The sequence below is a fragment of the Microbispora sp. NBC_01389 genome, assembly GCF_045040095.1.
GTDB lineage: Bacteria > Actinomycetota > Actinomycetes > Streptosporangiales > Streptosporangiaceae > Microbispora.
Genome location: NZ_CP109552.1, coordinates 4,140,060 through 4,165,813, shown reverse-complemented (window position 1 = coordinate 4,165,813; position 25,754 = coordinate 4,140,060). Strand labels below are relative to the sequence as shown.

The 25,754-nt window shown below is 72.9% G+C and carries 23 protein-coding genes; 9 read left to right on the top strand and 14 right to left on the bottom strand.

What is annotated here, in order from left to right; all coding sequences use genetic code 11:
• Positions 1–38: 38 nt before the first annotated feature.
• From infB to rimP, 4 genes are all read right to left on the bottom strand, one after another.
• Positions 39–3,248: a translation initiation factor IF-2 gene (infB, locus tag OG344_RS18775; RefSeq protein WP_405084201.1), complete on the bottom strand. Its 3,210-nt coding sequence runs from the start codon at positions 3,246–3,248 to the stop codon at positions 39–41.
• Between the two features lie 187 nt (positions 3,249–3,435).
• The gene (locus tag OG344_RS18770) at positions 3,436–3,738 is read right to left on the bottom strand and encodes a YlxR family protein (protein ID WP_405084200.1); all 303 of its coding nucleotides are present in this window, start codon (positions 3,736–3,738) and stop codon (positions 3,436–3,438) included.
• A complete protein-coding gene (gene nusA / locus OG344_RS18765; RefSeq protein ID WP_405084199.1) occupies positions 3,722–4,711 on the bottom strand; it encodes a transcription termination factor NusA in 990 nt (329 codons plus the stop codon). The genes OG344_RS18770 and nusA overlap by 17 nt, the downstream gene beginning before the upstream one ends.
• 23 nt (positions 4,712–4,734) lie before the next feature.
• Positions 4,735–5,307 (bottom strand): ribosome maturation factor RimP, encoded by a 573-nt coding sequence (gene rimP / locus OG344_RS18760; protein ID WP_327049539.1) that lies wholly within the window; start codon positions 5,305–5,307, stop codon positions 4,735–4,737.
• Between the two features lie 172 nt (positions 5,308–5,479).
• On the opposite strand from rimP, the gene OG344_RS18755 reads away from it, so the two are divergent.
• Positions 5,480–6,067 carry a hypothetical protein gene (locus OG344_RS18755; protein WP_405084198.1) on the top strand — a complete coding sequence of 196 codons (588 nt, stop codon included), beginning with the start codon at positions 5,480–5,482 and terminating at the stop codon, positions 6,065–6,067.
• On the top strand, positions 6,060–6,695 hold the full coding sequence (locus tag OG344_RS18750; protein WP_405084197.1) for a ferritin-like domain-containing protein: 636 nt from the start codon (positions 6,060–6,062) through the stop codon (positions 6,693–6,695). Before OG344_RS18755 ends, OG344_RS18750 begins: the two co-directional genes overlap by 8 nt.
• A gap of 38 nt (positions 6,696–6,733) precedes the next feature.
• Here OG344_RS18750 and OG344_RS18745 read toward each other — a convergent pair whose 3' ends face one another.
• Together OG344_RS18745 and OG344_RS18740 are read right to left on the bottom strand one after the other, a co-directional pair.
• The gene (locus OG344_RS18745) at positions 6,734–8,488 is read right to left on the bottom strand and encodes a proline--tRNA ligase (protein ID WP_327044583.1); all 1,755 of its coding nucleotides are present in this window, start codon (positions 8,486–8,488) and stop codon (positions 6,734–6,736) included.
• Positions 8,489–8,574: 86 nt separating this feature from the next.
• Positions 8,575–9,060: a hypothetical protein gene (locus OG344_RS18740; RefSeq protein WP_327044582.1), complete on the bottom strand. Its 486-nt coding sequence runs from the start codon at positions 9,058–9,060 to the stop codon at positions 8,575–8,577.
• Positions 9,061–9,296: 236 nt separating this feature from the next.
• Between OG344_RS18740 and OG344_RS18735 the strand changes: the two genes are divergently transcribed.
• The 3 genes from OG344_RS18735 to OG344_RS18725 all read left to right on the top strand — a co-directional run bounded on the left by OG344_RS18735 (position 9,297) and on the right by OG344_RS18725 (position 13,587).
• Entirely contained in the window at positions 9,297–10,619 is a 1,323-nt protein-coding gene (locus OG344_RS18735) for an FAD-dependent oxidoreductase (RefSeq protein ID WP_405084196.1), read from the top strand.
• 105 nt (positions 10,620–10,724) lie between these two features.
• A complete protein-coding gene (locus OG344_RS18730) occupies positions 10,725–11,906 on the top strand; it encodes a DUF6986 family protein (RefSeq protein ID WP_327044579.1) in 1,182 nt (393 codons plus the stop codon).
• Between the two features lie 94 nt (positions 11,907–12,000).
• Entirely contained in the window at positions 12,001–13,587 is a 1,587-nt protein-coding gene (locus tag OG344_RS18725; RefSeq protein WP_405084195.1) for an FAD-dependent oxidoreductase, read from the top strand.
• A 12-nt stretch (positions 13,588–13,599) separates the two neighbouring features.
• Here the strand turns inward: OG344_RS18725 and OG344_RS18720 are convergent, their stop codons facing one another.
• The 3 genes from OG344_RS18720 to OG344_RS18710 form a co-directional block, all read right to left on the bottom strand.
• Positions 13,600–14,280, bottom strand: a complete 681-nt coding sequence (locus tag OG344_RS18720; protein WP_405084194.1) for a copper homeostasis protein CutC — start codon at positions 14,278–14,280, stop codon at positions 13,600–13,602.
• 51 nt (positions 14,281–14,331) lie between these two features.
• The gene (locus OG344_RS18715) at positions 14,332–15,057 is read right to left on the bottom strand and encodes a GNAT family N-acetyltransferase (protein WP_327044576.1); all 726 of its coding nucleotides are present in this window, start codon (positions 15,055–15,057) and stop codon (positions 14,332–14,334) included.
• Between the two features lie 317 nt (positions 15,058–15,374).
• The gene (locus OG344_RS18710; RefSeq protein WP_327044575.1) at positions 15,375–16,127 is read right to left on the bottom strand and encodes a GntR family transcriptional regulator; all 753 of its coding nucleotides are present in this window, start codon (positions 16,125–16,127) and stop codon (positions 15,375–15,377) included.
• Positions 16,128–16,325: 198 nt separating this feature from the next.
• Here OG344_RS18710 and OG344_RS18705 point away from each other — a divergent pair, with 198 nt between their 5' ends.
• Together OG344_RS18705 and OG344_RS18700 are read left to right on the top strand one after the other, a co-directional pair.
• Entirely contained in the window at positions 16,326–16,583 is a 258-nt protein-coding gene (locus OG344_RS18705) for a hypothetical protein (protein ID WP_405084193.1), read from the top strand.
• Between the two features lie 168 nt (positions 16,584–16,751).
• Positions 16,752–17,513, top strand: a complete 762-nt coding sequence (locus tag OG344_RS18700; RefSeq protein WP_405084192.1) for an SDR family oxidoreductase — start codon at positions 16,752–16,754, stop codon at positions 17,511–17,513.
• A 44-nt stretch (positions 17,514–17,557) separates the two neighbouring features.
• Here the strand turns inward: OG344_RS18700 and OG344_RS18695 are convergent, their stop codons facing one another.
• The 3 genes from OG344_RS18695 to OG344_RS18685 form a co-directional block, all read right to left on the bottom strand.
• Complete coding sequence (locus tag OG344_RS18695; protein ID WP_405084191.1) at positions 17,558–18,400, bottom strand: RimK family alpha-L-glutamate ligase; 843 nt, start codon at positions 18,398–18,400, stop codon at positions 17,558–17,560.
• A gap of 95 nt (positions 18,401–18,495) precedes the next feature.
• Positions 18,496–20,061, bottom strand: coding sequence for a glycoside hydrolase family 3 protein (locus OG344_RS18690; protein ID WP_405084190.1), 1,566 nt, complete (start codon positions 20,059–20,061; stop codon positions 18,496–18,498).
• 71 nt (positions 20,062–20,132) lie between these two features.
• Positions 20,133–21,509, bottom strand: coding sequence for an alkaline phosphatase D family protein (locus OG344_RS18685; RefSeq protein WP_405084189.1), 1,377 nt, complete (start codon positions 21,507–21,509; stop codon positions 20,133–20,135).
• A gap of 87 nt (positions 21,510–21,596) precedes the next feature.
• On the opposite strand from OG344_RS18685, the gene OG344_RS18680 reads away from it, so the two are divergent.
• Both OG344_RS18680 and OG344_RS18675 read left to right on the top strand, forming a co-directional pair.
• Positions 21,597–22,277 carry a TetR/AcrR family transcriptional regulator gene (locus OG344_RS18680; protein WP_405084188.1) on the top strand — a complete coding sequence of 227 codons (681 nt, stop codon included), beginning with the start codon at positions 21,597–21,599 and terminating at the stop codon, positions 22,275–22,277.
• Positions 22,274–22,954, top strand: coding sequence for a DNA alkylation repair protein (locus tag OG344_RS18675; protein ID WP_327044569.1), 681 nt, complete (start codon positions 22,274–22,276; stop codon positions 22,952–22,954). Before OG344_RS18680 ends, OG344_RS18675 begins: the two co-directional genes overlap by 4 nt.
• Positions 22,955–22,968: 14 nt before the next feature.
• Here OG344_RS18675 and OG344_RS18670 read toward each other — a convergent pair whose 3' ends face one another.
• Complete coding sequence (locus OG344_RS18670) at positions 22,969–24,366, bottom strand: aldehyde dehydrogenase family protein (RefSeq protein WP_405084187.1); 1,398 nt, start codon at positions 24,364–24,366, stop codon at positions 22,969–22,971.
• A gap of 10 nt (positions 24,367–24,376) precedes the next feature.
• A complete protein-coding gene (locus OG344_RS18665) occupies positions 24,377–25,750 on the bottom strand; it encodes an NAD(P)/FAD-dependent oxidoreductase (protein WP_405084186.1) in 1,374 nt (457 codons plus the stop codon).
• Positions 25,751–25,754 lie beyond the last annotated feature (4 nt).

Genomic DNA, 25,754 nt, shown 5'->3' with positions numbered 1-25,754 from the left:
GCCCCCGCACGTGTGTGCGGGGGCGGCGGCCCGGTGTGTCAGACGCGCGGCTTCTCCTGCATCTCGAACGTCTCGATGACGTCCTCGACCTTGATGTCGTTGTAACCGACACCGAGACCGCACTCGAAGCCCTCGCGGACCTCGGTCGCGTCGTCCTTGAAGCGGCGCAGCGACGAGACGGTGAGGTTGTCCGCCACCACGACGCCGTCGCGGATGATCCGTGCCTTGCTGTTGCGGGTGATCAGGCCCGTCCGGACGATCACACCGGCGACGTTGCCGATCTTCGGAACCTTGAAGACCTCGCGGACCTCGGCCGTGCCGGTCCTGACCTCTTCGAACTCCGGCTTGAGCATGCCCTTGAGGGCCGCCTCGATCTCCTCGATCGCCTGGTAGATGACCGAGTAGTACCGGATGTCGACGCCCTCGCGCTCGGCGAGGTCGCGGGCCCGGACCTCGGGCCGCACGTTGAAGCCGATGATGACCGCGTTGTCGTCGGCGATCGCGAGGTTGACGTCGTACTCCGTGATGGCGCCGACGGCGCGGTGCAGCACGCGGAGATTGACCTCCTCGCCCACGTCGATCTTGAGCAGCGCGTCCTCCAGTGCCTCGACGGAACCGGAGACGTCACCCTTGATGATGAGCTTGAGCTCGTCGACCTGGCCCTTCTCGAGGTCCTTGAACAGTTCCTCGAGAGTGCGCCGCCGGCCGGACTTCGCCATGTCGGCGATGCGCTGCCGGGCCGCCCGCTGCTGGGCGATCTGACGGGCCATCCGGTCGTCGCCGACGACGATGAAGTTGTCGCCCGCGCGCGGGACGGCGGTCAGACCGAGGACCAGGACCGGACGCGAGGGGTCGGCCTCCTCGACCGTCTCCCCGTTGTCGTCCAGCATCGCCCGGACGCGGCCGAACGCCTCACCACAGACGATCGAGTCGCCGACCCGCAGCGTGCCGCGCTGCACGAGCACGGTCGCCACGGGGCCGCGGCCCTTGTCGAGGTGTGCCTCGATGGCCAGGCCCTGGGCGTCCATGTCCGGGTTCGCCCGCAGGTCGAGCTCGGCGTCCGCGGTCAGCAGGATGGCCTCCAGCAGGCCGTCGATGCCGACGCCCTGCTTGGCGGAGATGTCCACGAAGAGCGTGGAGCCACCGAACTCCTCGGCCACCAGGCCGTACTCGGTGAGCTGGGCCCGCACCTTGGTCGGGTCCGCGCCCTCCTTGTCGATCTTGTTCACCGCCACCACGATCGGCACGTCCGCCGCCTGCGCGTGGTTCAGCGCCTCGATCGTCTGCGGCTTCACACCGTCGTCGGCCGCGACCACCAGCACCGCGATGTCGGTGGCCTGCGCACCACGGGCACGCATGGCGGTGAACGCCTCGTGACCCGGGGTGTCGATGAAGGTGATCTTCCGCGGCTCGCCCTCGTGGGTGGTCCCCACCTGGTAGGCGCCGATGTGCTGCGTGATGCCGCCGGCCTCGCGGGCCGCCACGTTGGTGTGGCGGATCGCGTCGAGCAGCTTCGTCTTACCGTGGTCGACGTGACCCATGACGGTCACGACCGGCGGACGCGGCGCGAGGTCGCCCTCGTCACCCTCGTCCTCACCGAACTCGATCTTGAAGGACTCGAGGAGCTCGCGGTCCTCCTCCTCCGGGCTGACGACCTGGACGTCGTAGTCCAGCTCGGCGCCCAGAAGCTGGAGCGTCTCCTCGCTGACCGACTGGGTCGCGGTCACCATCTCGCCGAGGTGCAGCATGATCTGCACGAGCGAGGCCGGGTTCGCACCGATCCGGTCGGCGAAGTCCGACAGGGACGCGCCCCGCGGCAGGCGGATCGTCTGTCCGCCGCCACGGGTGACCTGCACGCCGCCGATCGCCGGGGCCTGCATGTTGTCGAACTCCTGGCGCCTCTGGCGCTTGGACTTGCGGCCACGGGTCGGACGGCCTCCCGGACGCCCGAACGCGCCCGCCGTGCCGCCGCCGCGGCCACGGCCGCCGCCACCGCCGGGACGACCGGCGAAGCCGCCGCCGCCACCGCCACCGGGACCACCGCCCGGCCCGCCGGGACGACCGGTCGCGGCGCCGCCGGGACGCGGACCGCCGAAGCCGCCGCCACCGGGACGACCGCCACCGCCACCCGGGCGGCCACCGCCGCCACCGGGACCGGGACGACCGCCGCCGCCACCGGGACGCGGACCGCCGCCACCGCCGCCGCCCGGCCCGGCCGGACGGCCCTGCGGCATCATCGTCGGGTTCGGGCGCGGACCACCGGGACGCGGACCTCCGGCGCCGGGACCCGGGCGGGGACCGCCCATGCCCGGACCGGGACGCGGACCCCCGGGGCCGGGACGCGGGCCGCCCGCTCCCGGAGGGCCGGAACGCGCGGCGGGCGGACGCGGCATGGAGCCGTCACGGCCGCCGTCACGGCGCGGCTCACGAGGAGCGCCGTCTCCACGGTCGGGACGGTCGCCTCGCTCGGGACGTCCGCCGTCACGGCCGCCGGGCCGCGCGGGACGCTGGCCCATGCCGCTGGCGGTCGAGGAGAACGGGTTGTTGCCCGGACGCGGGCCACGCGGGCCCGGCTTGGGCCCACCACCACCGGGACGCGGGGCGCCACCGCCCGGCGCACCGGGACCGGCGGGCGCACCACCGGAGCGCGGCGCCGGCGCGGGCCGCGGGCCCGGCTTGGGCGCTCCGGCTCCGGCACCACCAGACCGCGGGCCTGAGGCCGCGGGCCGGGAGGTGTCCGGACGCGACACGTCGGGCCGCACGTCCGGACGCGACACTTCTGGACGCGACACTTCTGGACGCGACACTTCTGGACGCGGGGCGTCCGGCCGCGGGGCATCCAGACGGGGCCCCTGCGGACGGGCGGCCTCGGGACGCGCCGCCTCCGGCTGGGCCACCGGCGGGTGAGGCATCGGAACCGGCCGCGGAGCGGGCCGCGGACCCGGCTTCGGGCCCGGCCGCGCGACCGTGTCGCCGGACTGGGAAACGGGCGCCTGTGGGGCGCCCCCGTTGACCTGGCTCTCTGAAGCCGGCCTGGGCGCAGGCTTGGGCTGCGCCGGACGGGCGGGCCTACCCCCGCCCCTGGAGGCGTCACCCTTGAACGCCTCAGTCAGTTTGCGGACGACCGGCGCCTCTATCGTCGAGGACGCCGACCTCACGAACTCGCCCATTTCGGTGAGCTTGGCCATGACGACCTTGCTCTCAACCCCGAACTCCTTGGCGAGCTCGTATACTCGGACCTTCGCCACTGCACTCCCTAACTCGGCCCGGGAGGCTAGCAGTGCCGCCGGACCGTCGCTACCTGTACGTACTCATCGCCGCGTGCTCATCAGGCGCTCATAGCAATCTGACTCCGCCCATCAACTCGGCGTCCTACATGACAATTACGTCGTGCCCTGATTCCCGGAGCCGACACCGGGGACCAGCGGTAACCATTCACCCGGACCGCCCCGGCGTCAACCCCTCCAGGTGATCCCGCAAGAGCGACGTGTCAAGCGATCCCTGTGCGCGAAACGCGCGAGGGAACGCCCGGCGACGCTCTGCGAGCTCCAGACAGCGCGGGGACGGATGCAACGAGGCACCACGTCCCGGGAGCCGTCCTCGCACGTCGGGGACGATGACGTCCTCGACCACGACCAGGCGGAGCAACTCGGACTTTACCGTGCGATCCCGGCAGCCCACACACGTTCTCAGCGGGACTGCCCGGCAACCGTCTTCCAGCTTACCTCGCCGACGCATCGGCGGGATCAGCAGGGGCCTGCTCGGTGTCCGACCGGATGTCGATCCGCCAGCCGGTCAGCCGGTTGGCGAGGCGGGCGTTCTGCCCTTCCTTGCCGATGGCCAGGGACAACTGGTAGTCGGGCACGATGACGCGCGCCATGCGGCCATCGGCGTCGACCACCTCGACACGGGAAACACGCGCGGGAGACAGGGCATTCCCGACGAACTCGGCCGGATCCTCGGACCAGTCGATGATGTCGATCTTCTCGCCGTGCAGCTCCGTCATCACGTTGCGCACCCGCGAGCCCATCGGGCCGATGCACGCGCCCTTGGCGTTGACGCCCGGCTTGCGCGACCGTACGGCGATCTTGGTGCGGTGGCCCGCCTCCCGGGCGATGGCCGCGATCTCCACCGTGCCGTCGGCGATCTCCGGGACCTCCAGCGCGAAGAGCTTCTTCACCAGGTTGGGGTGGGTGCGCGAGAGGGTGACCGACGGGCCCTTCGGGCCCTTCTTCACCTGCACGACGTAGCAGCGGATGCGCTCGCCGTGCGCGTACTCCTCACCCGGGACCTGCTCGTTGTGCGGGAGGATCGCCTCGATCTTGCCGAGGTCGACCAGCACCACCCGCGGATCCTTGCCCTGCTGGATGACACCCGCCACCAGCTCGCCCTCGCGGCTCGCGAACTCACCGAAGTTGATCTCGTCCTCGGCGTCCCTGAGCTGCTGCAGGATGACCTGCTTGGCCGTGGTGGCGGCGATCCGGCTGAAGTTGGACGGGGTGTCGTCGTACTCGCGCACGACGTCGCCGTTCTCGCCCAGCTCGGCCGCCCAGATCACCACGTGGCCCGTGTCGCGGTCCAGCTCGGCGCGCGCCTTCTGCGCCGCGCCCTCGGTCCTGAAGTATGCGATCAGCAGCGCGTCCTCGATCGCCTTGACGACCAGGTCGAAGGAGATGTCCTTCTCCCGCTCCAGGCTCCGCAGGACGCTCATGTCAATGTCCACAAGGCTCCCCCCTAGCCCTCGTCGCCGGCGTCGGCGGCGTCGGCGATGTCCTCGTCGACATCGAGGTCCTCGTCACGTTCGTCATCACGTTCGTCATCAAGCTCGCCGTCGTGCTCATCGTCGAGACCGGCGTCGCGCCGGTTGAACTCGACCTGCACACGGCCGCGCACCAGCTCGCCGAAGGCGATGCCGCGCGCGCCGTCCAGCTCCACACCGGACTCGTCCGCGCCGGTCACGCGGCCCTCCACCGAGGTGCCGTCGCGCAACTCCGCCCGCACCAGCCGCCCGTGCGCCCGGCGCCAGTGGCGCGGCTCGGTGAGCGGCCGGTCCACGCCGGGGGAGGTGACCTCCAGCACGTACGCGCTGCCGCCGAGCACGTCCACCTCGTCGAGCAGCTTGGAGACGGACTGGCTCACGTCGGCCACGTTGTCCAGGCTCACGCCGCCGTCCCGGTCCACCACCACGCGCACCAGCCTCCGGCGTCCCGCCGGAGTGACCGTCACGTCCTCCAGGTCGAACCCTTCGGCGGCGACCACCGGGCCGAGCAGTTCGACCAGGCGGCCGCGTCGAGCATCGCTGCCCATGCCGCTGCCCATGCCGACCTCCCTACGACCATGTAACTAGCCCGATGTGCCAACAGCCTATCGACACCGGGAGGTGGAAACTGCGCCACACCCGGGCGACCGTCCGACACGCACTCGATCATCACGGTCACGGGCGGGGACCAGTGGGCGGCGCGCCGTACGATGCTGTCTCGTGGAGCACGGCGGTGGGAAGGACAGCGGCAGGGGGGACGGCGGCGGCGCGCGGGTGACCAGACGCGCGTTGCTGGGCGTCGCCGCCGCGGCGGGCCTGGCCGCCGCGGGAGGCTGTTCGAACGGCCCGGACAAACCCGCCACGCCGCCCCCTCCGGACCCGCAGACCGTGCTGATCAGCGAGCTGATCGCGGACAAGGAGCGGCTGGTGTCGCTTTACGGGCGCGCGGCCGCCGCCCTGCCCGGCCGGGCCGCCGCGCTGGAGCCGTTCCGGCAGCGGCACGCGGCTCACGTGCGGGCGCTGCGCGCGCTGCTGCCCGCCGGGATCGCTCCGATCACGCCGGCCCCGTCATCCTCCGGGTCGCCCCCCGCATCTCCGTCCGCATCTCCGTCCGGATCGCCCTCCGGATCGCCCTCTGCCGGCTCGCCCGAGGTCTCCGTCGGAGTACTGCGGGACTTCGAACAGGCCTCCGCGGCGGCGCGTCCCGCGCAGACCACCACGGCCTCGCCCGCACTCGCCCAGCTTCTGGTCAGCATCGGCGCCTGCGAGGCCGTCCACGTCGTCGCCCTGGGGAGGCTTCGTGGCTGAGCCCGCGACCCCGCCCGCCGCGACCCCGCCCGCCGTGAGCCCGGCGGTGAGCCCTGCTCCGGGTCCCGCCGCGGGGTCCTCCGCCGCTGCCCTCGGCCGGGCGCTGTCCGCCGAGTACGCCGCCGTGTACGCCTACGGAGTCGTCGGCGGGAGGACGAAGGGCGCGCTGCGCGCCCGGGCGACGGCGGGCTTCGACGCGCACCGGGCGCGGCGCGACCAGTTGCGCACGCTCATCACCCGGCGGGGCGGCACGCCCACCGAGCCGGGCCCCTCCTACGGCCTGCCGTTCGAGGTGCGCACGCCGTCCGACGCGGTGCGCCTGGCGCTGCTCGTGGAGCAGCGGATCGTCACCGCCTACCTGGAGCTCGCCGCCGACCGCGATCCCGCCCTGCGGCGGCTCGCCGCGCTGGCGGCGCAGGAGAGCGCGACGCGCGCGTACGGCTGGCAGCCGGAGATCGGCGCCTTCCCCGGCATGCCCGGCCGCGACGTCGGCTCCACTCAGACCGGGCCGCCCGACACCGCAGAGCCTGACACCTCAGAACCTGGCACCACAGAGCCTGGCGCCACGGAAACCGCCACAGCGCAACCGGAAGCCGGGCTTCCCGACGCCACTCCCTCCGGGTCCTGAGCTCCGGTAGGGGCCCGGGGCCCGGCCCTACCGGAAGATCACGCGGGAGAGGCGGGAAGGCAGGCGGCGAGGACGCGGTCGGCGGCCTGGTCCAGCGGGATCTCCTCCTTGGTCCCGGCGACCCGGTCGCGCAGCTCCACCACGCCCTGGGCCAGCCCACGGCCGACGATCAGGACGGTGGGCACGCCCAGCAGCTCGGAGTCCTTGAACTTGACGCCCGGCGACACACCCCGGCGGTCGTCCACCAGCACGCGGAGCCCCCGCGCCTCCAGGGTCTCGGCGAGCTCGCTGGCCACCTCGATCTGGTTCTCCTTGCCGGTGCCGACGATGTGCACGTCGGCGGGGGCCACCTCCCTGGGCCACACCAGGCCCAGGGCGTCGTGCCGCTGCTCGGCCAGCACCGCCACCGCCCGGGACACGCCGACGCCGTACGAGCCCATGGTGATGCGGATGGGCTTGCCGTCCGGCCCGAGCGCGTCGAGGTGGGCCGCGTCGGCGTACTTGCGGCCGAGCTGGAAGATGTGCCCGATCTCGATGCCGCGGTCGATCGACAGCGGGTGGGCGCAGCGGGGGCAGGAGTCGCCCGCGCGCACCTCGGCGGCCTCGATCGTGCCGTCGGGCTGGAAGTCACGGCCCGCGACCACGTGCGCGGCGTGCCTGCCCGGCTCGTTGGCGCCGGTCACCCAGGCCGAGCCCGCCACGACGCGGGGGTCGACGAGGTAGGTGATCCCGAGGTCCGCGAGCACCTGCGGGCCGATGTAGCCGCGCACCAGGCCGGGGTGGCGGGCGAAGTCCTCGGCCTCGAAGATCTCCGGCACACCGGGCGCGAGCGCGGCCTCCAGGCGCTTGAAGTCCACCTCGCGGTCGCCGGGGACGCCGACGACCACGGTCCCGACCTCGTCGGAGCCCGGCGTGCGGACCTTGACGACGAGGTTCTTCAGCGTGTCCGCCGCGGTGATTCCGAGGTCGTACCGCTCGTTGACGTACGTCACCAGCGACTCGATCGTCGGCGTGCCGGGCGTGTCGAGGACCTCCATGGGCGGCTGCTCGGCGGTCACCGCGGGCGGCGCGGGCGTCACGACCGCCTCGGCGTTCGCCGCGTACCCGCAGTTGTGGCAGGCCACGAAGGTGTCCTCACCGGTGGCGCAGGGCGCGAGGAACTCCTCGGAGGCCGATCCGCCCATGGCCCCCGACATGGCGAAACAGATCCGGTAGTCGATGCCGAGGCGGTCGAAGATGCGGATGTAGGCGTCGCGGTGCATCTCGTAGGACCGCTTCAGGCCGTCGTCGTCGAGGTCGAAGGAGTAGGAGTCCTTCATCACGAACTCCCGGCCCCGCAGGATGCCGGCCCGGGGACGCGCCTCGTCGCGGTACTTGGTCTGGATCTGGTACAGCGTCACCGGATAGTCCTTGTAGGAGGAGTACTCCCCCTTGACCATGTCGGTGAACATCTCCTCGTGCGTCGGCCCGAGAAGGTAGTCGGCGCCCTTGCGGTCCTTCAGGCGGAACAGCGTGTCGCCGTACTCGGTCCAGCGGCCGGTGGCCTCGTAGTAGTCGCGGGGCAGCAGCGCGGGGAACAGCACCTCCTGCGCGCCCATCCGGTCCATCTCCTCGCGGACCACCCGGGCGACGTTCTCCAGCACGATCTTGCCGAGCGGCAGCCAGGAGTAGATGCCGGGCGCGACCCGGCGGACGTAGCCGGCGCGGACGAGCAGCTTGTGGCTCGGCACTTCCGCGTCCGCCGGATCCTCACGCAGGGTGCGCAGGAACAGGGTCGACATACGCAGTAGCACGGCTACTCCTTGCTCGTGAGAGGTGATGTGCTCCAAGGCTATCGACTCGGGGCACCCGCCGCCTCCCCTCCACGCGCGCCCGCCGCTCAGCCGCCGAGAAGTTCCTCCCAGTGCTGACGTGACCGCTCCCCGGCGCCCGCCGGGCCGTCCAGCGCCGCCGACAGCCGCCACAGGCCGGGCCTGGACCGCAGCCGTTCCATGCCGAACGGGTCGATCGCCCGCAGCACGAAGGTCACCCCCATCACGTCGATCACCGCGGTCGACGCGGCCGCGGGACCGGCCGGGGCGGCGGGCGCGGCGTCGGGGCCCGGTTCGCCGATCCGCTCGACCAGCAGCGCCGCCACCTCCGCGGCCTGCGGGCCGTCGCGCCACTCGACGTGCCAGGAGTGGTCGGTGGTCCGCCACCAGGTGAGATCGCCGCACGCCTCCAGCGTCTCCGCCTCGCCGGACAGCGCGGCCATGACCCGGCCCAGCGCCTCGTAGCGGCGGCCGTCGCCTCGATCGTTCCGCGACCCCCGGACCGTGGCCGGCGAGGCCCCGGGCTCGTCCTGCCCCCCGCGCAGTCCCCTCATGTCAGGGAGGGTGCCACCGCCCGGCCGTCTCGTCCGCGGGTTTCCCCGTCTTTTAGCCCCAGAGCCCACGAGCATCACTCTGATCGCGGCCGCCGGGTCGCCGCAACCCCACGAATCATCACAACACGGATCACGGTAAGGATCACAGTCCGGTGCCGCGGCATGGCGTTCCGGTGACACGGCCGTCGCCGATGATAAAGAATCGAAGCCAGACACGCCGCCGCTGCCGGGAGGCCATGGTGACACTGCGCGTCGCGATCGTTGGATCGGGCCCGGCCGGGATCTACACGGCCGAGGCACTGGTCAGACAGTCGCACGACCCCGTCGAGGTCGACGTGCTCGAACGCCTGCCCACGCCCTACGGGCTCGTGCGGTACGGCGTCGCGCCCGACCACACCTCGATCAAGTCGATCGCCGGGTACCTCCGGCGCGTCCTGGAGACGCCCGGGGTGCGCTTCCTCGGCGGGGTGGAACTCGGCGCGGACGTCTCGGCCGACGACCTGCTGTCCTGCTACGACGCGGTCGTCTACTGCACCGGCGCGATGGTCGACAGGCAGCTCGGCATCCCGGGCGAGGACCTGCCGGGCAGCGTCGCCGCGACCGACTTCGTCAACTGGTACTGCGGCCACCCCGACGTCCCGCCGGACACCTTCTCCCTCGACGCCGAGGACGTCGTCGTCATCGGCGTCGGCAACGTCGCCGTGGACGTCGTGCGGATCATGGCCAAGACCGCCGACGAACTACGCGGCACCGACGTGCCCGAGGAGGTGCTCGACCGGCTGGCCGCCTCGCGGGTCAGGCGCATCCACATGATCGGGCGGCGCGGCCCGGAACACGCCAAGTTCACCCTCAAGGAGCTGCGCGAGCTCGGCGAGTTGCTGAACGCCGACGTCCTGACCTTCCCCCACGAGGTCGCTACCGGTGACCTGGCCACCCTGTCGCGGCAGGTCAAGGGCAACGTGGATGTGCTGCGGTCGTGGTCGGAGCGCGAGCCGGCCGACCGGCCACGCCGTCTGGAGGTGCGCTTCTGGCTGCGCCCGGTGGAGATTCTCGGGGTCTCCCGGGTCGAGGGCGTACGGCTGGAGCGGACCCGCCTGGAGGACGGGCGGGTCGTCGGGACCGGCGAGTTCGAGACGATCCCGGCGGACATGGTGATGCGCTCGGTGGGCTACCGGAGCGTCGCGCTGCCCGGGGTGCCCTTCGACACGCGGGCGATGACGGTGCCCAACGTCGCCGGGAAGGTGACCGACCGGCAGTACGTCGCGGGCTGGCTGAAGCGGGGCCCGACCGGGGTGATCGGGACCAACAAGTCCGACGCCGCGGAGACCGTGCGGACCCTGCTCGCCGAGGTCAAGCCGGGAACCGCCACCGCCCGGCTGGACGACCTGCTCGCCGCCCGCGGCGTGTGCCCGGTGACGTACGCCGACTGGCTCGGCATCGAGGCCGCGGAGACGGCACTGGCGGAGAACCTCAAGCGGGGCGAGCGGGTGAAGCTGGTGGGCAGGGACGCCATGCTGGGCGCAGCCGGCCGTCTCACCCACAGGGGAACCCCCTCCTGAGCGCCCACCGCGCGGCGCGCGGCCAGCGAGCTCAGTTCCAGCACCCCGGCCGGTTGTCGCGCATTGACGAAGTGGCCGTGCCGGGGCTCTGCGAGGATCGTCGCCATGGAGACGACGCTGACCGGCCTGGACGGGCTGCTCGACGGCTTCGACCGCGTCCACCGCGACCAGCTCGCCCGTTACCCCACTGGCCAGGAGCCGGCGTGGCAGCCGGTGCACACCGTGTACGTGCCGGCGGACCGGGTCACGGCGGGGGTCGTCCACGAATGGCGGCACGCCGCAACCGACCTGCTGAACCGGCTGCTGTTCACCCCCGGTGAGCTGGCCGCGCTGTTCGGGCTGGACCCCGGGCTGGCCCAGCCCGTGCACGACCGGGTCCGCCGCAAGCTCCACAACGAACCCATCGAGGACCTGCGGATCGACTTCGAGGACGGCTACGGCGTGCGCGCGCCCGAGGAGGAGGACCGGCACGCCGAGGCCGCGGCGGCGGCCGTCGCCGAGATGCACCGCGCGGGCACCCTCCCCCGCCGGTGGGGGCTGCGGGTGAAGTCGTTCGCCGACGGCGACCCGCACCGCTCGGTCCGTACGCTCGACGGGTTCCTCACCGAGGTCGTACGGCGGGCCGGGCGGCTTCCGGACGGGTTCACGGTGACGTTCCCCAAGGTCCTCATGGAGGACCACCTCGGGCGGTTCGCCCGCTGCCTGGAGGCGCTGGAGCGGGCGCTGGCGCTCCCCTCCGGGACGCTGCGCTTCGAGATGCAGGTGGAGGCCCCGCAGACCGTGCTGATCCTGCAGCGGTCGGCCGATCTGGTGCCGTCGCTCGGCGGGCGGCTCGCGGCCGCGCACTTCGGGGTGTTCGACTACACCGCGGCGGTCGGGCTGCCCCCGGACGAGCAGCGGCTCGACCATCCCGCGTGCGACCACGCCAGGCACGTCATGCGGACCGCGCTCGCCGGCACGGGCGTCGAACTGTCGGACGGCTCCCTCGCCGCGGCGCCGGCCTCGGACTCGGCCGCCGACGTGCACGCCCTACTCCGCAGGCACTCGGCGCTGGTGGCGCACTCGCTGTCCCACGGCTTCCACCAGGGCTGGGACATGCACCCCTCCCACCTCGTCAGCCGCTTCACGACCGTCTACGCCTTCCATCTCGCCTGCTACGAGAAGTACGCCGACCGGGTGCGCGCGTGGGAGGAGCGGCGGGCCGCGGCGGGCGGGGTGCTGGACGAGCCCGCGACGATACGGACGCTGGTCGCCGCGCTGGCCCGGGCCGACCAGGCCCTCGGCTGAGCCGCGCGCCCGCCTTTGCCATATCGGCAACGTTGTTTGGCGGTCCCACCGATCATGGCGCATCGTGGCCCGGGCGATGCGAGAGGAGACTCGGGTGGAAAGAACATATGACGTGATCGTGGTCGGCGGCGGCGCGGCGGGCCTCAGCGGCGCCCTGGCGCTGGCGCGGGCGAGACGGTCGGTGCTGGTGGTCGACGACGGGCGGCCGCGCAACGCGCCGGCCTCGCACGTGCACAACTACCTCGGCAGGGAGGGCACGCCGCCCGCCGAACTGCTGGCGGCCGGGCGCGCGGAGATCGCGGCGTACGGCGCTGAGATCACCGGCGGGCGCGTGGCGAACGCGGCACGGGAGGACGACGGCCGCTTCGTCGTGACGCTCGACGACGGGCGCGCGCTCCGGGCGCGACGGCTACTGCTCGCGACCGGCCTCGCGGACGAGCTTCCGGACGTACCCGGCCTGGCCGGACGCTGGGGCCGCGACGTGCTGCACTGCCCGTACTGCCACGGCTGGGAGGTCCGCGACCGGCGGATCGGCGTGCTGGCCACCGGCCCGCACGCCGTCGAGCAGGCCTGCCTGTGGCGGCAGTGGACCGAGAACGTGGTGTTCCTGAACCATCACGCCGCGCCGCTGCCGGCGGATGACGCCGAACGGCTCGCCGCGCGCCGGATCGCCGTCGCGGACGGCCAGGTCGCGGAGGTGGAGGTGACCGGCGACACGCTCACCGGGGTGCGCCTGGCCTCGGGCGACGTGATCGGGCTCGACGTGGTCGTCGTCGCGCCGCGGTTCACCGCCCGCGCCGACGTGGCGCGGTCGCTCGGGCTCACGCCGGTCGAGGTGGAGAAGAACGGTCACATGGTCGGCAGCCGGATCCCCGCGGAGCCGACGGGGGCCACCGCCGTGCCCGGCGTCTACGTGGCGGGGAACACGGCCGACCTGATGGCGCAGGTCATCACGGCCGGCGCGGCGGGCCTGACCACCGGCGCGGCGATCAACATGGACCTCGTCGCCGAGGAGACCGCGGAGGCGGTCGGCGCCTACCGGCTCGCGATGGGCACGATGTTCGAGGAGGCCGCCTGGGAGGAGCGCTACCAGTCACGGCCGGCCGTCTGGAGCGGGCGCCCGAACGCGCAGCTCGTCGCCGAGGCCGCCGATCTGCCGCCGGGCCGGGCACTCGACGTCGGCAGCGGCGAGGGCGCCGACGCCGTATGGCTCGCCGGGCGCGGCTGGCGGGTGACCGGCACGGACATCTCGGCCACCGCGCTGAAGCGGGCCGCCGGCCACGCCTCCGACGCCGGCCCCGAGGTCGCGGCCCGCATCGAGTGGGTCCACGCCGACCTGCGCGACCACCCACTCCCCGAGGGCGCGTATGACCTGGTGTCGGCGCACTACATGCATCTGCCGGTCGAGACGCGGCGGGCGCTGTACGCCCGGCTGGCCGCGGCCGTCGCGCCGGGCGGCGTCCTGCTGATCGTCGGGCACCACCCGCTCGACCTGCTGACCGTGGCCCACCGGCAGCACCTCCCGCAGGCGATGTTCACCGCCGAGGAGGTCGCGGCCTCGCTCGACCCGGCCGACTGGGAGGTGACGGCCGCCGAGGCCCGGCCGCGCACGGCGACCGACCCGGAGGGGCACGAGATCACCATCCGGGACGCCGTCCTGGTCGCGCGCCGCCGTGCCTGACGGCGCCGGGCCTCAGAGCCGGTCCACCAGGCGGCGCCAGTGCCTGACTCGGTTCGGGTCGACGGGCTCCTGCCAGGAGCCCCGCACAGCGCCACCCACGTGGAAGGCGCGGATGCCGTAGTCGAGCAGCGCCGGGATGTGCGCCTCGCGCAGGCCGCCGCCGGCGAGCACGAGCGAGGCGTCCCCCGCCTCGGCGCGGGCCCGCAGGACGTCCAGGCCGCTGCCGACGCCCTCGGGCGACCCCGACGTGAGGATGGTCGCCAGGTTCGGCAGCAGCCGTACGGCACGCCACGCCGCCCGCACGTCGGCGGCGTGGTCCACCGCGCGGTGGAAGGTCCAGGGCAGCGGCGAGACTGCCTGGATCAGCGCCTCGGTCGCCTTCACGTCCACCGAACCGTCCTCCGAGAGGAATCCGAAGACGAACCCCGCCGCGCCGGCCTCGGTCAGTTCCTTCACGTCGCGGCGCAGCCGGTCGAGCTCCTCCGGGCGCACCGTGAACCCGGCGTCACGGCGGAGCATGATCATCTGCGGCAGTCCGCACTCGCGGGCGATGGCCGCGACGAGGTCCGCCGAGGGGGTGAGCCCGCCCGAGCCCATGTCGGATACGACCTCCAGGCGGTCAGCCCCGCCCTCCTCGGCGGCCACGGCGTCACGCAGATCGAGCGCGATCACTTCAAGGAGGGATCCCGTCATGATGTGAACAGTATCGGGTCCCTTTGCGGCGCCTCACGGCATCCGCCCTGTTCAGCACTCGATCAACTCGTTGTGTGCCGTGATGTCAAGAACGCGCAACTGCTGCGTCCCGTGGCCTCCACGCGGGGCCGGCACCGCCGGAGTGTGGCGCTCCTGCCGCCGCCGGTGCCCCCGCATCGCCGGTTCGCCGTGTCCGGAACGGTCCCAGGCGGGAAGTACGGCGCAGGCGTCCCGCTCGAACAGCGCCCCCGAGGCGCGGTGCGGCAGGTCGACGGTACGGACGTGCCGGAAACCCGCTCCCCGGTAGTACGCCTGCAGGCGGACGTTGTCCTTCGAGCAGTCGAGCCGCAGGTACGGCCGGCCGTGGACGGCGGCCCGCAGGCCGGCCCAGTCGAGCAGCACCTCCCCGAGGCCCTGGCCCGAGAAGGACCTGTGGACGGCCAGTTTGTGGACGTACAGCGCGTCGCCGGGCCGGTCCCGCGGCGTCCAGAACTCCGCGTCGGCGTGGCCGTCCACCGCGATCGTGGCGGCGGGCACGCGGGCGGCGCCGTCGAGGGTCTCCGCGGCCTCGCCGGCGTCGAGCAGATACATGACCCCCTCGCCGATCAGCGGGTCGATCCGCTCGGCCGGGAAGCCGCCGGCCGGCCACTGCCGTACGCCGAGACCGTTCAGCCAGCCGGCGGTGCGGGCCAGCAGGGCGAGAACCCCCGGAAGGTCGGCCGGGGTGGCGCGACGCAGCGTGAGTTCCGTAACAAGATCCAGGGTGTTCGCAGGCATGCCTGATTCCTTTCGTGCCGAGGGGGATGATCCGATCACTCAGAGTGACGGCGGGATGCCGTACAGCGTCCGTCGCGGTGGACGGCGGACCTCGCTAGGGCGCGCGGGCACGGCGGGGCCCATGGCGGTGGCGCCCCCGGGGAACGGCACCGGGAACGGCACCGGGATCTGCCCTGGGATCTGCACTGGGATCGGCCCGTTGACGGGCACAGTGATCGGCGCCGCGGGCGGGCGGGACGGCGCACAGGAGGGATGGGCCCCCCGGAGGAGGGCTCGGCCTGCGGCGCCCGCTCAGGGGAGCGGGCGCCCGGGCCTCGTCAATGACGTTCCAGCTCGTATCGGATCAGATGCTTGTCGGCGGGCAGCACGGACACGGCGACGCGGACCGGAGTGTCGTCGGCGTCGTAGCCGACCCGGGTGTGGACGACGACCGGGGTGCCCGGCTCCAGCTGGAGCCGGGACGACTCGTCGGAGGTGGGCATGCGGGCCGAGAGGTCGTCGATCACGCGGGTCTGCAGGTGCCCGAGCTCCTCCAGCACCCTGTTGGCCCCGCGGGTGATGTCCCCCGGCCGGGCGATCTCGGAGCCCCCCACGATCTCCAGCGGGAAGTACGAGTCCAGCGTGTTGAACGGCTGGGCGTCGACGAACCGCAGGCGGCGGCGCACCACGGCCAGGGCGCCGTCGGCGAGGGCGAGGCGGGTCGCCACGTCCTCGGGCGGTTCGACGATCGAGACCTCGATCCGCTGGTCGGCCGTACGACCCTCGGACCGGACGGCGTGGACGAACGCGTCGAACCGGGGTTCTTCCTGGTCATGCGCGAGGAACTCGTCCTGGGGCCGCATGAGGAGGGGACGGCGCTCGCGTACGAACGTTCCACGCCGGCGCATCCGCAGGATGAGACCCTCGTTCTCCAGTTCGCCCAGCGCCAGCCGTACGGTGTTGCGGCTGACCCCGTGCGCCTCCATGAGGTCGGTCTCGGTCGGGATCTGGTCCCCCGGCGCGAGTTCGCCCGCGTAGATGGCCCTGCGCACCTCGGCGGCCACCTGCTGATAGAGCGACGATCGTGCCATCTTTCCTCAATCCACCCTTTTGTTCCAACAAATCTAGAGGATCTCGGTCTAGTGGGAAACAACCCCTTGACCGGAGCCCTCCGGGCCGCGCATTATCCAAACGTTGGTACAAATCCATCCAATGGAGGTGGGCAGGTGCTAGCGGTCCGTGCGGGCACGCCGTACTTGCCCTGGCGGGACCCCTGCGAGGCGACGCGCATGCTGCGCTACGCCTTGCACCGGCAGGGGTTCACCCACACCTACCAGAGCAACGGGAACGGCATGTCCGTGCTGTCGGTATCCACCGACTTGACGGTCTGGTGCAGGAACGGGTCGTTTGTGTGGCATGAGGATGACTTCCTGATCACGCATCCCTCCGACGACCCCGACGGCGCGACACGCCTGATCATGCGGCACCACCGCACGCCGGAGCGGCCGGACGACGACGGCCTCTCCCCAGAGACTCCGTGCGATTGAACGAGGTCTCGACCCCAACCCTCGCCGGGGTCGAAGCCTCGCGCCGGGGCGGAGCGCGTCCTGGCGGGTCCCCCACGCCCGCCAGGACGCGCCACCGTTAGCCCGGTGCCATCAACCCCGGCGCCGCGCGGCGCGGGTCGGGAACCGACCGGTCGGTACGCTTCCCCCATGACTCTGTTCTCGGTGGAAGGCAAGACGGTCGTCGTGACGGGCGGCTCCAGGGGAATCGGCAAGATGATCGCGCGCGGGTTCCTGGACGCGGGCGCGACCGTCTACATCTCCTCCCGCAAGCAGGACGAACTGGAGGCCACAGCCGAGGAGCTGGGCTGCCGGGCGGTCCGGGCCGACCTGTCGACCCCCGAGGGCGTCGAGACGCTGGCGCGAGCGGTGGCGGAGCGGGAGAGCCGGCTCGACGTGCTCGTCAACAACGCCGGGGCGAGCTGGGGCGCACCCCTGGAGGAGTATCCCGAGCACGCCTTCGACAAGCTCTGGGACATCAACGTCAAGGGCGTCTTCTTCCTCACCCGCCGGTTCCTGCCACTGCTGTGCGCCGCCGCCTCTCCCGATGACCCCGCCCGGGTGATCAACATCGGGTCGGTCGACGGGCTGCGGGTGCCGTTCATGGAGAACTACGCCTACTCGGCGGCGAAGGCGGGGGTCCACATGCTGACCCGGCATCTGGCACACCGGCTGGCCAAGGAGTCGATCACCGTCAACGCCATCGCCCCCGGGCCCTTCGAGTCGAAGATGACGGCCTTCGCGCTCGACGACCCCGAGATGCGCGGCGCGATCGAGAGCGGCGTGCCGCTGGGCCGGATCGGCCGGCCCGACGACATGGCGGGCGCGGCCGTCTTCCTCGCCTCACGGGCCGGGTCGTACCTCACCGGGGCCGTCATCCCGGTGGACGGCGGCATCTCGACGCACGGCTGAGCCACGGACTCTCGCCCGCCCCGGCCGCGGAGGTCAGCCCGCGGTCAGCCCGCCTTGAGCGTCTCGGCGAGGACCTCGGCGAACAGGTCCGGCGCGGCCAGTTCGTCCCGCAGGAACAGGTACGGCTCGGTGAGCTCGGCCTCCATCAGCACCGGCTCGCCGTCCGGCATGCGGACCAGGTCCACCCGGGCGTACAGCAGATCCGGCGGGACGGCGGCCAGCACCCGCTCGGCCAGCGCGAACTGGTCGTCGTCGGGGTCGCGCAGGGTGGCGCGGTTCTCCGCCGTGGCCGGGGCGCCGCTGAGCATGGGATGCCGACGTACGGCGTGGCTGAACCGGCCGCCGAAGTACAGCAGCGACAGCTCGCCCTCCAGCTCCACGGACGGGAGGTAGGGCTGGACCATGGCCGTGCGGCCCTCGGCGAGCAGCCCGGCCGCGTGGGCGGCGGCGTCGTCCCGGCTCGCCGTGCGGACCGTGTCGCGGGCCCCCGCCGAGACGGCCGGCTTGACGACGTACTCCTCCCACCCGGGCAGCTCCCACTCCGGCGGCTCGGCGCCCGGCTCGGGCCAGAAGGTGGGCACGATCGGCACGCCCAGAGTGCGCAGGTAGGTCTTGTCGGTGTTCCATTCGAGCACCTGCGCCGGGTTGAACAGCCGCGTGACCCGCTCCACCCGGTGGGCCCAGGCGACGAACTCGTCCCGCCGCTCGATGTAGTCCCAGGCGGAGCGGACCACCACCGCGTCGAACTCCGACCAGTCGACGGCGGGGTCGTGCCAGTTCACCGGCGACCCCTCGATGCCGGCCCCGAGCCAGGCGGCGAGGGCGGTCTCGCGCTCGTCGTCCTCGCGGCTGACCGGATCGTCGGTGGTGACGTAGGCGACCTTCATGAAGCTCCCATCCGCGATGCGTCGGCGCCCCATGCTACGGCGCACGCCGCATCGCCGAGCCGCCGCCCGCCTCCCCCCGCCGAAGCCCCGCGCCCTCAGCCGAGACCGGCGAGGACCTCGGCCGCCGCCTGGCCGCAGACCCGGGCGGCGCCGTACGTGGCGATGTGGACCGCCCCCAGGTCCGTACGGCCCGGCAGCCCCATCTCGACCACGACGCCGTCCGGCCGGGCCGCCAGCAGGCGCTCCAGCAGGTCCGTCTGCCAGGGATGCCGGTGGGCGTCCCGCACCACGACGACGAGGGGCCGATCGGCGGCCTGGCGCAGGACCGCGGCGGCGACGCCGCCCCCCGGCTCGTGCGCCCCCCGCCCGTCCTCCGCTCGCACGTCCTCCGCTCGCACGTCCTCCGCTCGCACGTCCTCCGCGCGCACGTCCTCCGCGCGCAGGCGGGCGACCGTGGTGCCCGGCAGCAGCTTGCCCAGCGGCTCCCCGGCGCCCCACGGCATGCCCTTGTCGATCGCGAGGTTGGTCTCCGGCGCGAGCTCGACCACATGGGGCGCCGCGGCCAGCGGCAGCGTCCCGGCCGGCCCGCGCAGGGTGACCCGCAGCGCCCGGCGGGCGGCGGCCAGCCCGATCTCGCCGGGCTCGGCGTCTCCCGGCTCCGCCCCCGCCCGCCAGGCGGCGAGGGCGCGCACCCGCGCCGCCGCGTCGGCGAGCCGCTCCTCCGTCAGCGATCCCTCCGTCACGGCGTCGGCGATCGCGTCGCGGATGCGCGCGTGGGTCGCCTCGTCGGCGTTCTCGCCGCCCACGCAGACCGCGTCGGCCCCCGCCGCCACCGCCATCGCGCTCGCGCCGCCCAGGCCGTAACGGCCGGAGACCGCCGCCATCTCGATGCCGTCGGTGACGATCAGGCCCTCGAAGCCCAGCTCCCGCCGGAGCAGGCCGGTGAGGACGCGGGGGCTCAGGGTGGCCGGCCGCTCCTCGTCGTACGCCGTCACGAGCAGGTGACCGGTCATGACGGCCCGCACTCCCTCGCGGATGGCCACCCGGAACGGCCACAGCTCGACCTCGGCCAGTTCCTCCCGCGAGGCGGTCACCCGCGGGATCCCGTGGTGGGAGTCGACGGACGTGTCGCCGTGCCCGGGGAAGTGCTTGGCGCAGGCGGCGACGCCGGTGGACTGCAGCCCGCGGATCCAGGCGGCCGTGTGCCGCGCGACGAGCCCCGGGCCGGCGCCGAACGCCCGCAGGCCGATGACCGGGTTGTCCGGGTTGGAGTTGACGTCCGCGGCCGGGGCGAAGTCGATGGTGATCCCGGCCCGCCGCAGGTCGTGCCCGATGTCGCGGGCCACCCGCTCGGTCAGCTCCTCGTCGTCAACGACGCCCAGTGCGTAGTTCCCGGGCCGTGAGCTGCCGGTGCGGGCCTCCAGCCGCGTCACCTCCCCCGCCTCCTCGTCGATGCCGATGACGACGTCGGGGTTCTCCGCGCGCAGCGACGAGGTCAGCGCGGCGAGCTGGGCCGGGGTGTCCACGTTGCGCGAGAACAGCACCACGCCGGCGAGGCCGCCCGCGAGCCGCCGCCGCACCCAGTCGGGGGCGGTGGTGCCGGCGAAGCCGGGCAGGAGGACCGTGTCGGCCAGACGGAGCAGGTCAGGGCTTCGCTTCATGCTGCGTCCGCAGGGCATCGCTCAGGCATGCCCGCAATTTAATAGGAAACTTTCCTATTTGCTAGTGCGGATCACAGATCGGTGCGGTGCAGCCGGTTCTCCCTCACCTCGAAGCCCGCGATCGTGGTCAGCGGGGCGCCGGGCCGGTCCACGAAGGCGACCGCCCGGTAGTCGGCCCGGAACTCGGCCGGGCCGGCCGTGCAGGACACGTACCCGTGCCGGCTGTCGAAGAAGGCGATGTGGGCGTTGATGTCAAGGATCTTGCTCGCGTCGGTGATGCCCGGCATGCTCGTCACCGAGGGGCCGACGAACTCGGCGCCGAGCGCGCGGGAGGCCGGGTCCGCCCAGTTCGCGCGCACGTCGCAGGCGTACGCGCTGTGCACGTCGCCGCTCAGCACGACCAGCCCGTCCGGGGCGGCGGCGAGCACGCGGGCGCGCGAGTCGGGAAAGCCGTCCCACGCGTCGGCACTGACGGGTTCGAGCGGGAACCTGCGCTGGGAGAAGAACACCGCCTGCGCCAGCACCTTCCACCGGGCCGTCGAGCCGCGCAGCCGGTCCACCAGCCACTTCTCCTGCTCGGGGCCGAGCATGTCGCGGCCCTGGCGGTACTGCCGGGCGTCGGTGAGCAGGAAGTCGGCCACCCGCCCGTACGGCCGCCGGCGGTAGTTCTGCAGGCTCGCGCCGGACGGTCGGACGCGCAGCGGCTGGTGCTCGTAGTACGCCTTGAAGGCGGCGGCCCGGCGCTTGAGGAAGGCGGCGGAACCGCTGCCGTCACCCGGCAGCGCGCCCGCCCAGTTGTCCCGGACCTCGTGGTCGTCGGGGATCGCGAGCCACGGCGCGGCGGCGTGCGCGGCCTGCAGGTCGGGGTCCATTTTGTAGCGGGCGTAGCGGTTGCGGTACCCGGCGAGCGTGGTGCACTCGTCCGCCGACTCCAGCGGGCGCACCCAGCGGCCGGGCCCGGGGTTCTTCGGCTTGCCGTACTCGTAGATGTAGTCGCCGAGGTGGAGGACCAGGTCGGGCCGCTCGGCGGCGAGATGGCGCAGCGCGGTGAAGTGACCGTGCTCGTAGCGCTGGCAGGAGACGAAGCAGAAGCGGACGGGAGCGGTCGAACCGGCGGCGGGGGCGGTCCTGGTGCGGCCCACCCGGCTCACGTGGCCCTCGGCGGAGAACCGGTAGAAGTACTCGGCCCCGGGCTTCAGCCCGGCCACCCGCACGTGCACGCTGTGCGCCCAGTCGGGCTGCGCGGGCGTGGTGCCGGACTGCACGATCTTCCGGAACGCCTCGTCCTCGGCGATCTCCCAGCGTACGGTCGTCGCCTTGTCCGGCATGCCGCCGGGCCGCGCCGGGTTCAGCGGCTCGGGAGCGAGCCGGGTCCAGAGGATCAGTCCGTCGGATAAGGGCTCGCCCGACGCCACCCCCAAGGTGAACGGATACTGCAATTTCGCCATGCGTCCGATCCTGCCGTACGGGCGGCGCTCATGCCGGGAGGTCACGTGAGGCGAGAGTTGCGAACAAGCCCTTGCTCGACGGCCATAATGGGAGCCGTGAACCAGCGTAAGGACTCCGGCGGCACGGCCGTGCCGGTCAGAGCGAGGCGCGGCGTGGCCGGGCCGGCGTCGGAACGACGCGAGCACCTCGTCAGGCTCGCCGCCGAGTTGTTCGCGCGCAAGGGCTTCCAGGCCACCACGGTACGGGAGATCGCGCTGGAGGCGGGCATCCTGTCCGGCAGCCTCTATCACCACTTCGACTCGAAGGAGACGATCGTCGACGAGGTGCTGCGCACCTTCCTGGACGATCTGATCACCCGCTACCGGGCCGTGCTGGACCGCCGCGGCGACCCCCGCTCGGTCCTGGCGGAGATGGTCCGCATCGGCTTCGGCACCCTGGAGCCGCACCGGGCGGCCATCACCGTCATGCAGAACGACTGGAACTACCTGCGCTCGCTGCCCGGCGACCGGTTCGACTACCTGCTGCGGGCCGAGGACGAGGTGGAGCGCATGTGGGTGGAGCAGATCAGGGCCGGCCAGGCCGCGGGCCGGTTCCGCGCCGACGTCGATCCCAAGCTGACCTACCGGATGATCCGCGACACCATCTGGGTGACCGTGCGCTGGTTCCGCCCCGGCGGGACGCTCGACACCGACCACCTCGCCGGCCACTTCGTCAAGCTCCTGTTCGACGGTCTCGCTACCGGAGAGCGGGCGAGCCGGCCGTCATGACACTGCACAAGGCGGTACGCCTCGCGCTGACGGAGGCCGCCGACCCCGCGCGCGCCCTGTCCATGCGGGCGTACATGAAGTCGGAGATGCCGTTCCTCGGGGTCACGGCCGTGCCGCGGCGGGCCCTGCTGCGCAGGCTCTTCACCGAGCACCGGCTCGACAGCGCGCCCGAGTGGCGCCGGGCGGTGCTGGCGCTGTGGCGCGACGCCGAGTACCGCGAGGAGCGCTACGCCGCGATCGAGCTGTCCGCGCACCGGTTCTACCGGTCCTGGCAGACGCTCTACACGATCCCGATGTACGAGGAGATGATCGTCACCGGGGCCTGGTGGGACTTCGTGGACGACATCGCCATCCATCGGATCGGCACGCTGCTGCGGTTGTATCCGGAGAGCATGCGCCGCCAGGTGCTCGACTGGGCGCACGACGCCGACCTGTGGAAACGGCGCGCCGCCATCCTGTGCCAGAACTCCTTCAAGGACGGCACCGACGTCCACCTGCTCTACGCGTGCATCGAGCCGAGCCTGTCGGACACCGACTTCTTCGCCCGCAAGGCCATCGGCTGGGCGCTGCGCGAGTACGCGAGGACCAACCCGGAGGAGGTGCTCCGCTACGTGAAGCACCGGGGCCTCAGCGGAGTGAGCCGCCGCGAGGCGCTGCGTAACCTCCCCGGCGCGTAGTTCGCCGGGACCGCTCAGGCCGGACGGAAGGAGTCGCGCGCCTCCGGGGCCGCGTGCTTGATCATGAGGTGCCGGGTGACCGAATACTCCCGCACGGCCTCCTGGCTCATGTCCTTGCCGAACCCGCTGCCCTTGACACCGCCGTGCGGGGCCTCCGAGGCGATGGGCAGGTGGTCGTTCACCCACGTCACGCCCACGTCCAGGCGGTGGGAGACGCGCAGCGCGCGGGCCACGTCCGTGGACCACACCGACGAGGCCAGCCCGTACGGCGTGGCGTTGGCGAGCCGCACCGCCTCGTCCTCGCCGTCGAACGGCATCGCCACCAGCACCGGGCCGAAGATCTCGCTCCGCACGATCTCGCTCGCCGGGTCGGCGTCGGCGATCAGCGTGGGCGTGTAGTGGAAACCGGGGCCGTCGATCGGCCCGCCTCCGTGGACGACGCGGCCGGACGCCCTGGTCACGAAGCCGTGGACCCGCTCGCGGTGCTCGGCGCTGATCAGCGGGCCGATGTCGGCGTCGGCCGCCCAGGGGTCGCCCGGCCGGACGCGGGCGATGGTCTCCCGCAGCGCCTCGACCGCCTCGGCGTACCGCGACCTCTCGACGTACACCCTGGTCGCGGCCGTGCAGTCCTGGCCGGTGTTGTAGGTGGCGCCCATGACGACCCCGGCCGCCATGTCCTCCAGCGAAGCGTCGGCGAACACCAGCGCGGGCGCCTTGCCGCCCAGCTCCAGATGGACCCGCTTGAGGCCGTCCACCGCTCCGCGCATGACCTCGCGGCCGGTCGCGGTGGACCCGGTGACGCTGACCATGTCCACGCCGGGATCGGTCACCAGGGTCCGTCCCACCTCGGCGCCGCCGGTCACCACCCGCACGAGGCCCTCCGGGGCCCCGGCCTCGGTGAACAGCTCGGCGAGCCGCAGCGTGGAGCGGGGCGTCCGGGGTGCAGGTTTGATCACGACGGCGTTCCCCGCGGCGACGGCCGGGCCGATCTTCCAGACCGCCATGATGAACGGGAAGTTCCAGGGCGCGATCGCGCCCACCACCCCGATCGGCCGTTTGATCAGCACGGACGTGTATCCGGCGCTGAACACGCCCGCGCCCGTGCCGTCGAGGGACCTGGCCGCGCCGGCGAAGAACCGGAGGTTGTCGACGGCGAAAGGCAGCTCGCCGTCCCGGAACACGGCGGCGGGCTTGCCGGTCTCCTCGACCTCCAGCCGGGTCAGCTCCCCGGCGTCCCGCTCGACGAGGTCCGCCAGTCGCAGCAGCACCAGCGCACGCTCCCCCGGCGTCGTCTCGCGCCACTGCTCGAAGGCCTCCCGGGCCGCGCGTACGGCCAGCGTCACGCCGTCGAGCGGGGTGTCGGGCACGTCCTCGACGACCTGGCCGTCGGCGGGATTGATCAATATCGTCATGCGGTTTTCCTTAACTGTCGAAGCCGATGCCGAAATGGTCGAGGACCCGCAGCCAGGGGCCCCGGCGGCCCTCGTTGTCGTCGGCGCGGGCGAGTTCGCGGCGGGTGAGCTCCACCACCGGCCAGCGCAGCGGCTCCGGCGGGAACGGCACCGGGTGGCGGCGGACCATGCGCGGCCTCGTCCGCGCGGTGGACCGCCCGGCCAGCAGGTCGAGGCCGACCAGCGCGCCGAACCTGGACGCGCCGACCCCGAGGCCGGTGTAGCCGAGGGCGTAGGCCAGCCGCCCGCCCATGGCCCTGCCGAAGAACGGGGTGAACCGGCTGGTCGAGTCGATCACGCCGCCCCACCTGTGCGTGAAGCGCAGACCGCGCAGCTGCGGGAACGTCGCGAAGAAGTGCCGCGCGAGCCGCTCGTGCGAGGCGTCGCGCTGCTCCGATCCCCCGCCGCCGAAGTTGTACACCGCGTCGTACCCGCCCCACAGGATGCGGTCGTCCCGGGTGAGCCGGTAGTAGTGGAACTGGTTGCCCGCGTCGGTCAGGCCCTGGCCCTCCGGCCACCGGATCGACGCCCGTTGCTCGGGCGACAAGGGCTCGGTGACGAGCACGTAGTCCCAGACGGGCAGCACGAACAGGCCCAGCCTGCGCAGGGGCGAGGGGAAGGCGTTGGTGGCCAGCAGCACCTGCCCGGCGTTCACCACCGCCCGGCCTCCCGTCCTGGCCTCCACGCCGGTCCGCGTCCGGGTCAGCGCGGTGACCTCGGTGCCCTCGTGGACCCGCACGCCGAGCCGGGCCGCGACGCGGACCAGTCCCCACGCCAGGCCGGCGGGGTCGAGGAGGCCGCCCGTGCCGCGCAGGCGCAGCCCCGCGAGGTAGGTGGGCGAGTCGACGTCCGCGCGCATCTCGTGACGGCCGAGGAACACCGCGTCCTCGCCGTGCTCGCGGTGCAGCTTCTCGGCCCGCCTCAGCTCCTCCACCTGGTGGGGGGCGACCGCGACCGTGGTCTTGCCGACCAGGCGGAGATCGGCGTCGATGCCGTGGTCGTCGACGAAGCGGGCGATGGCCGCGAGGTTCGCGCGTCCGAGCGCGAGCAGCGCCGCGTTCTCCGACGGCCACAACCGCACCCCGTGGCCGATGCCGTGGGTCAGGGAGTCGGCGATGAACCCGCCGTTGCGGCCGCTCGCGCCGTACGCGACGGAGCGGGCCTCCACGAGGACGACGTCGCAGGCGGGGTTCTCCTGCTTGGCCAGCACGGCTGCCCACAGGCCGGTGAAGCCGCCGCCGACGACCAGCAGGTCCGCCGTCTTACGGCCGTGCAGCGGCTCGTAGGGGCCGGGCGCCCCAGGCCGGTCGGTCCAGAAGACCCGGGGAGCGGCGTCCTCGATCACGCGG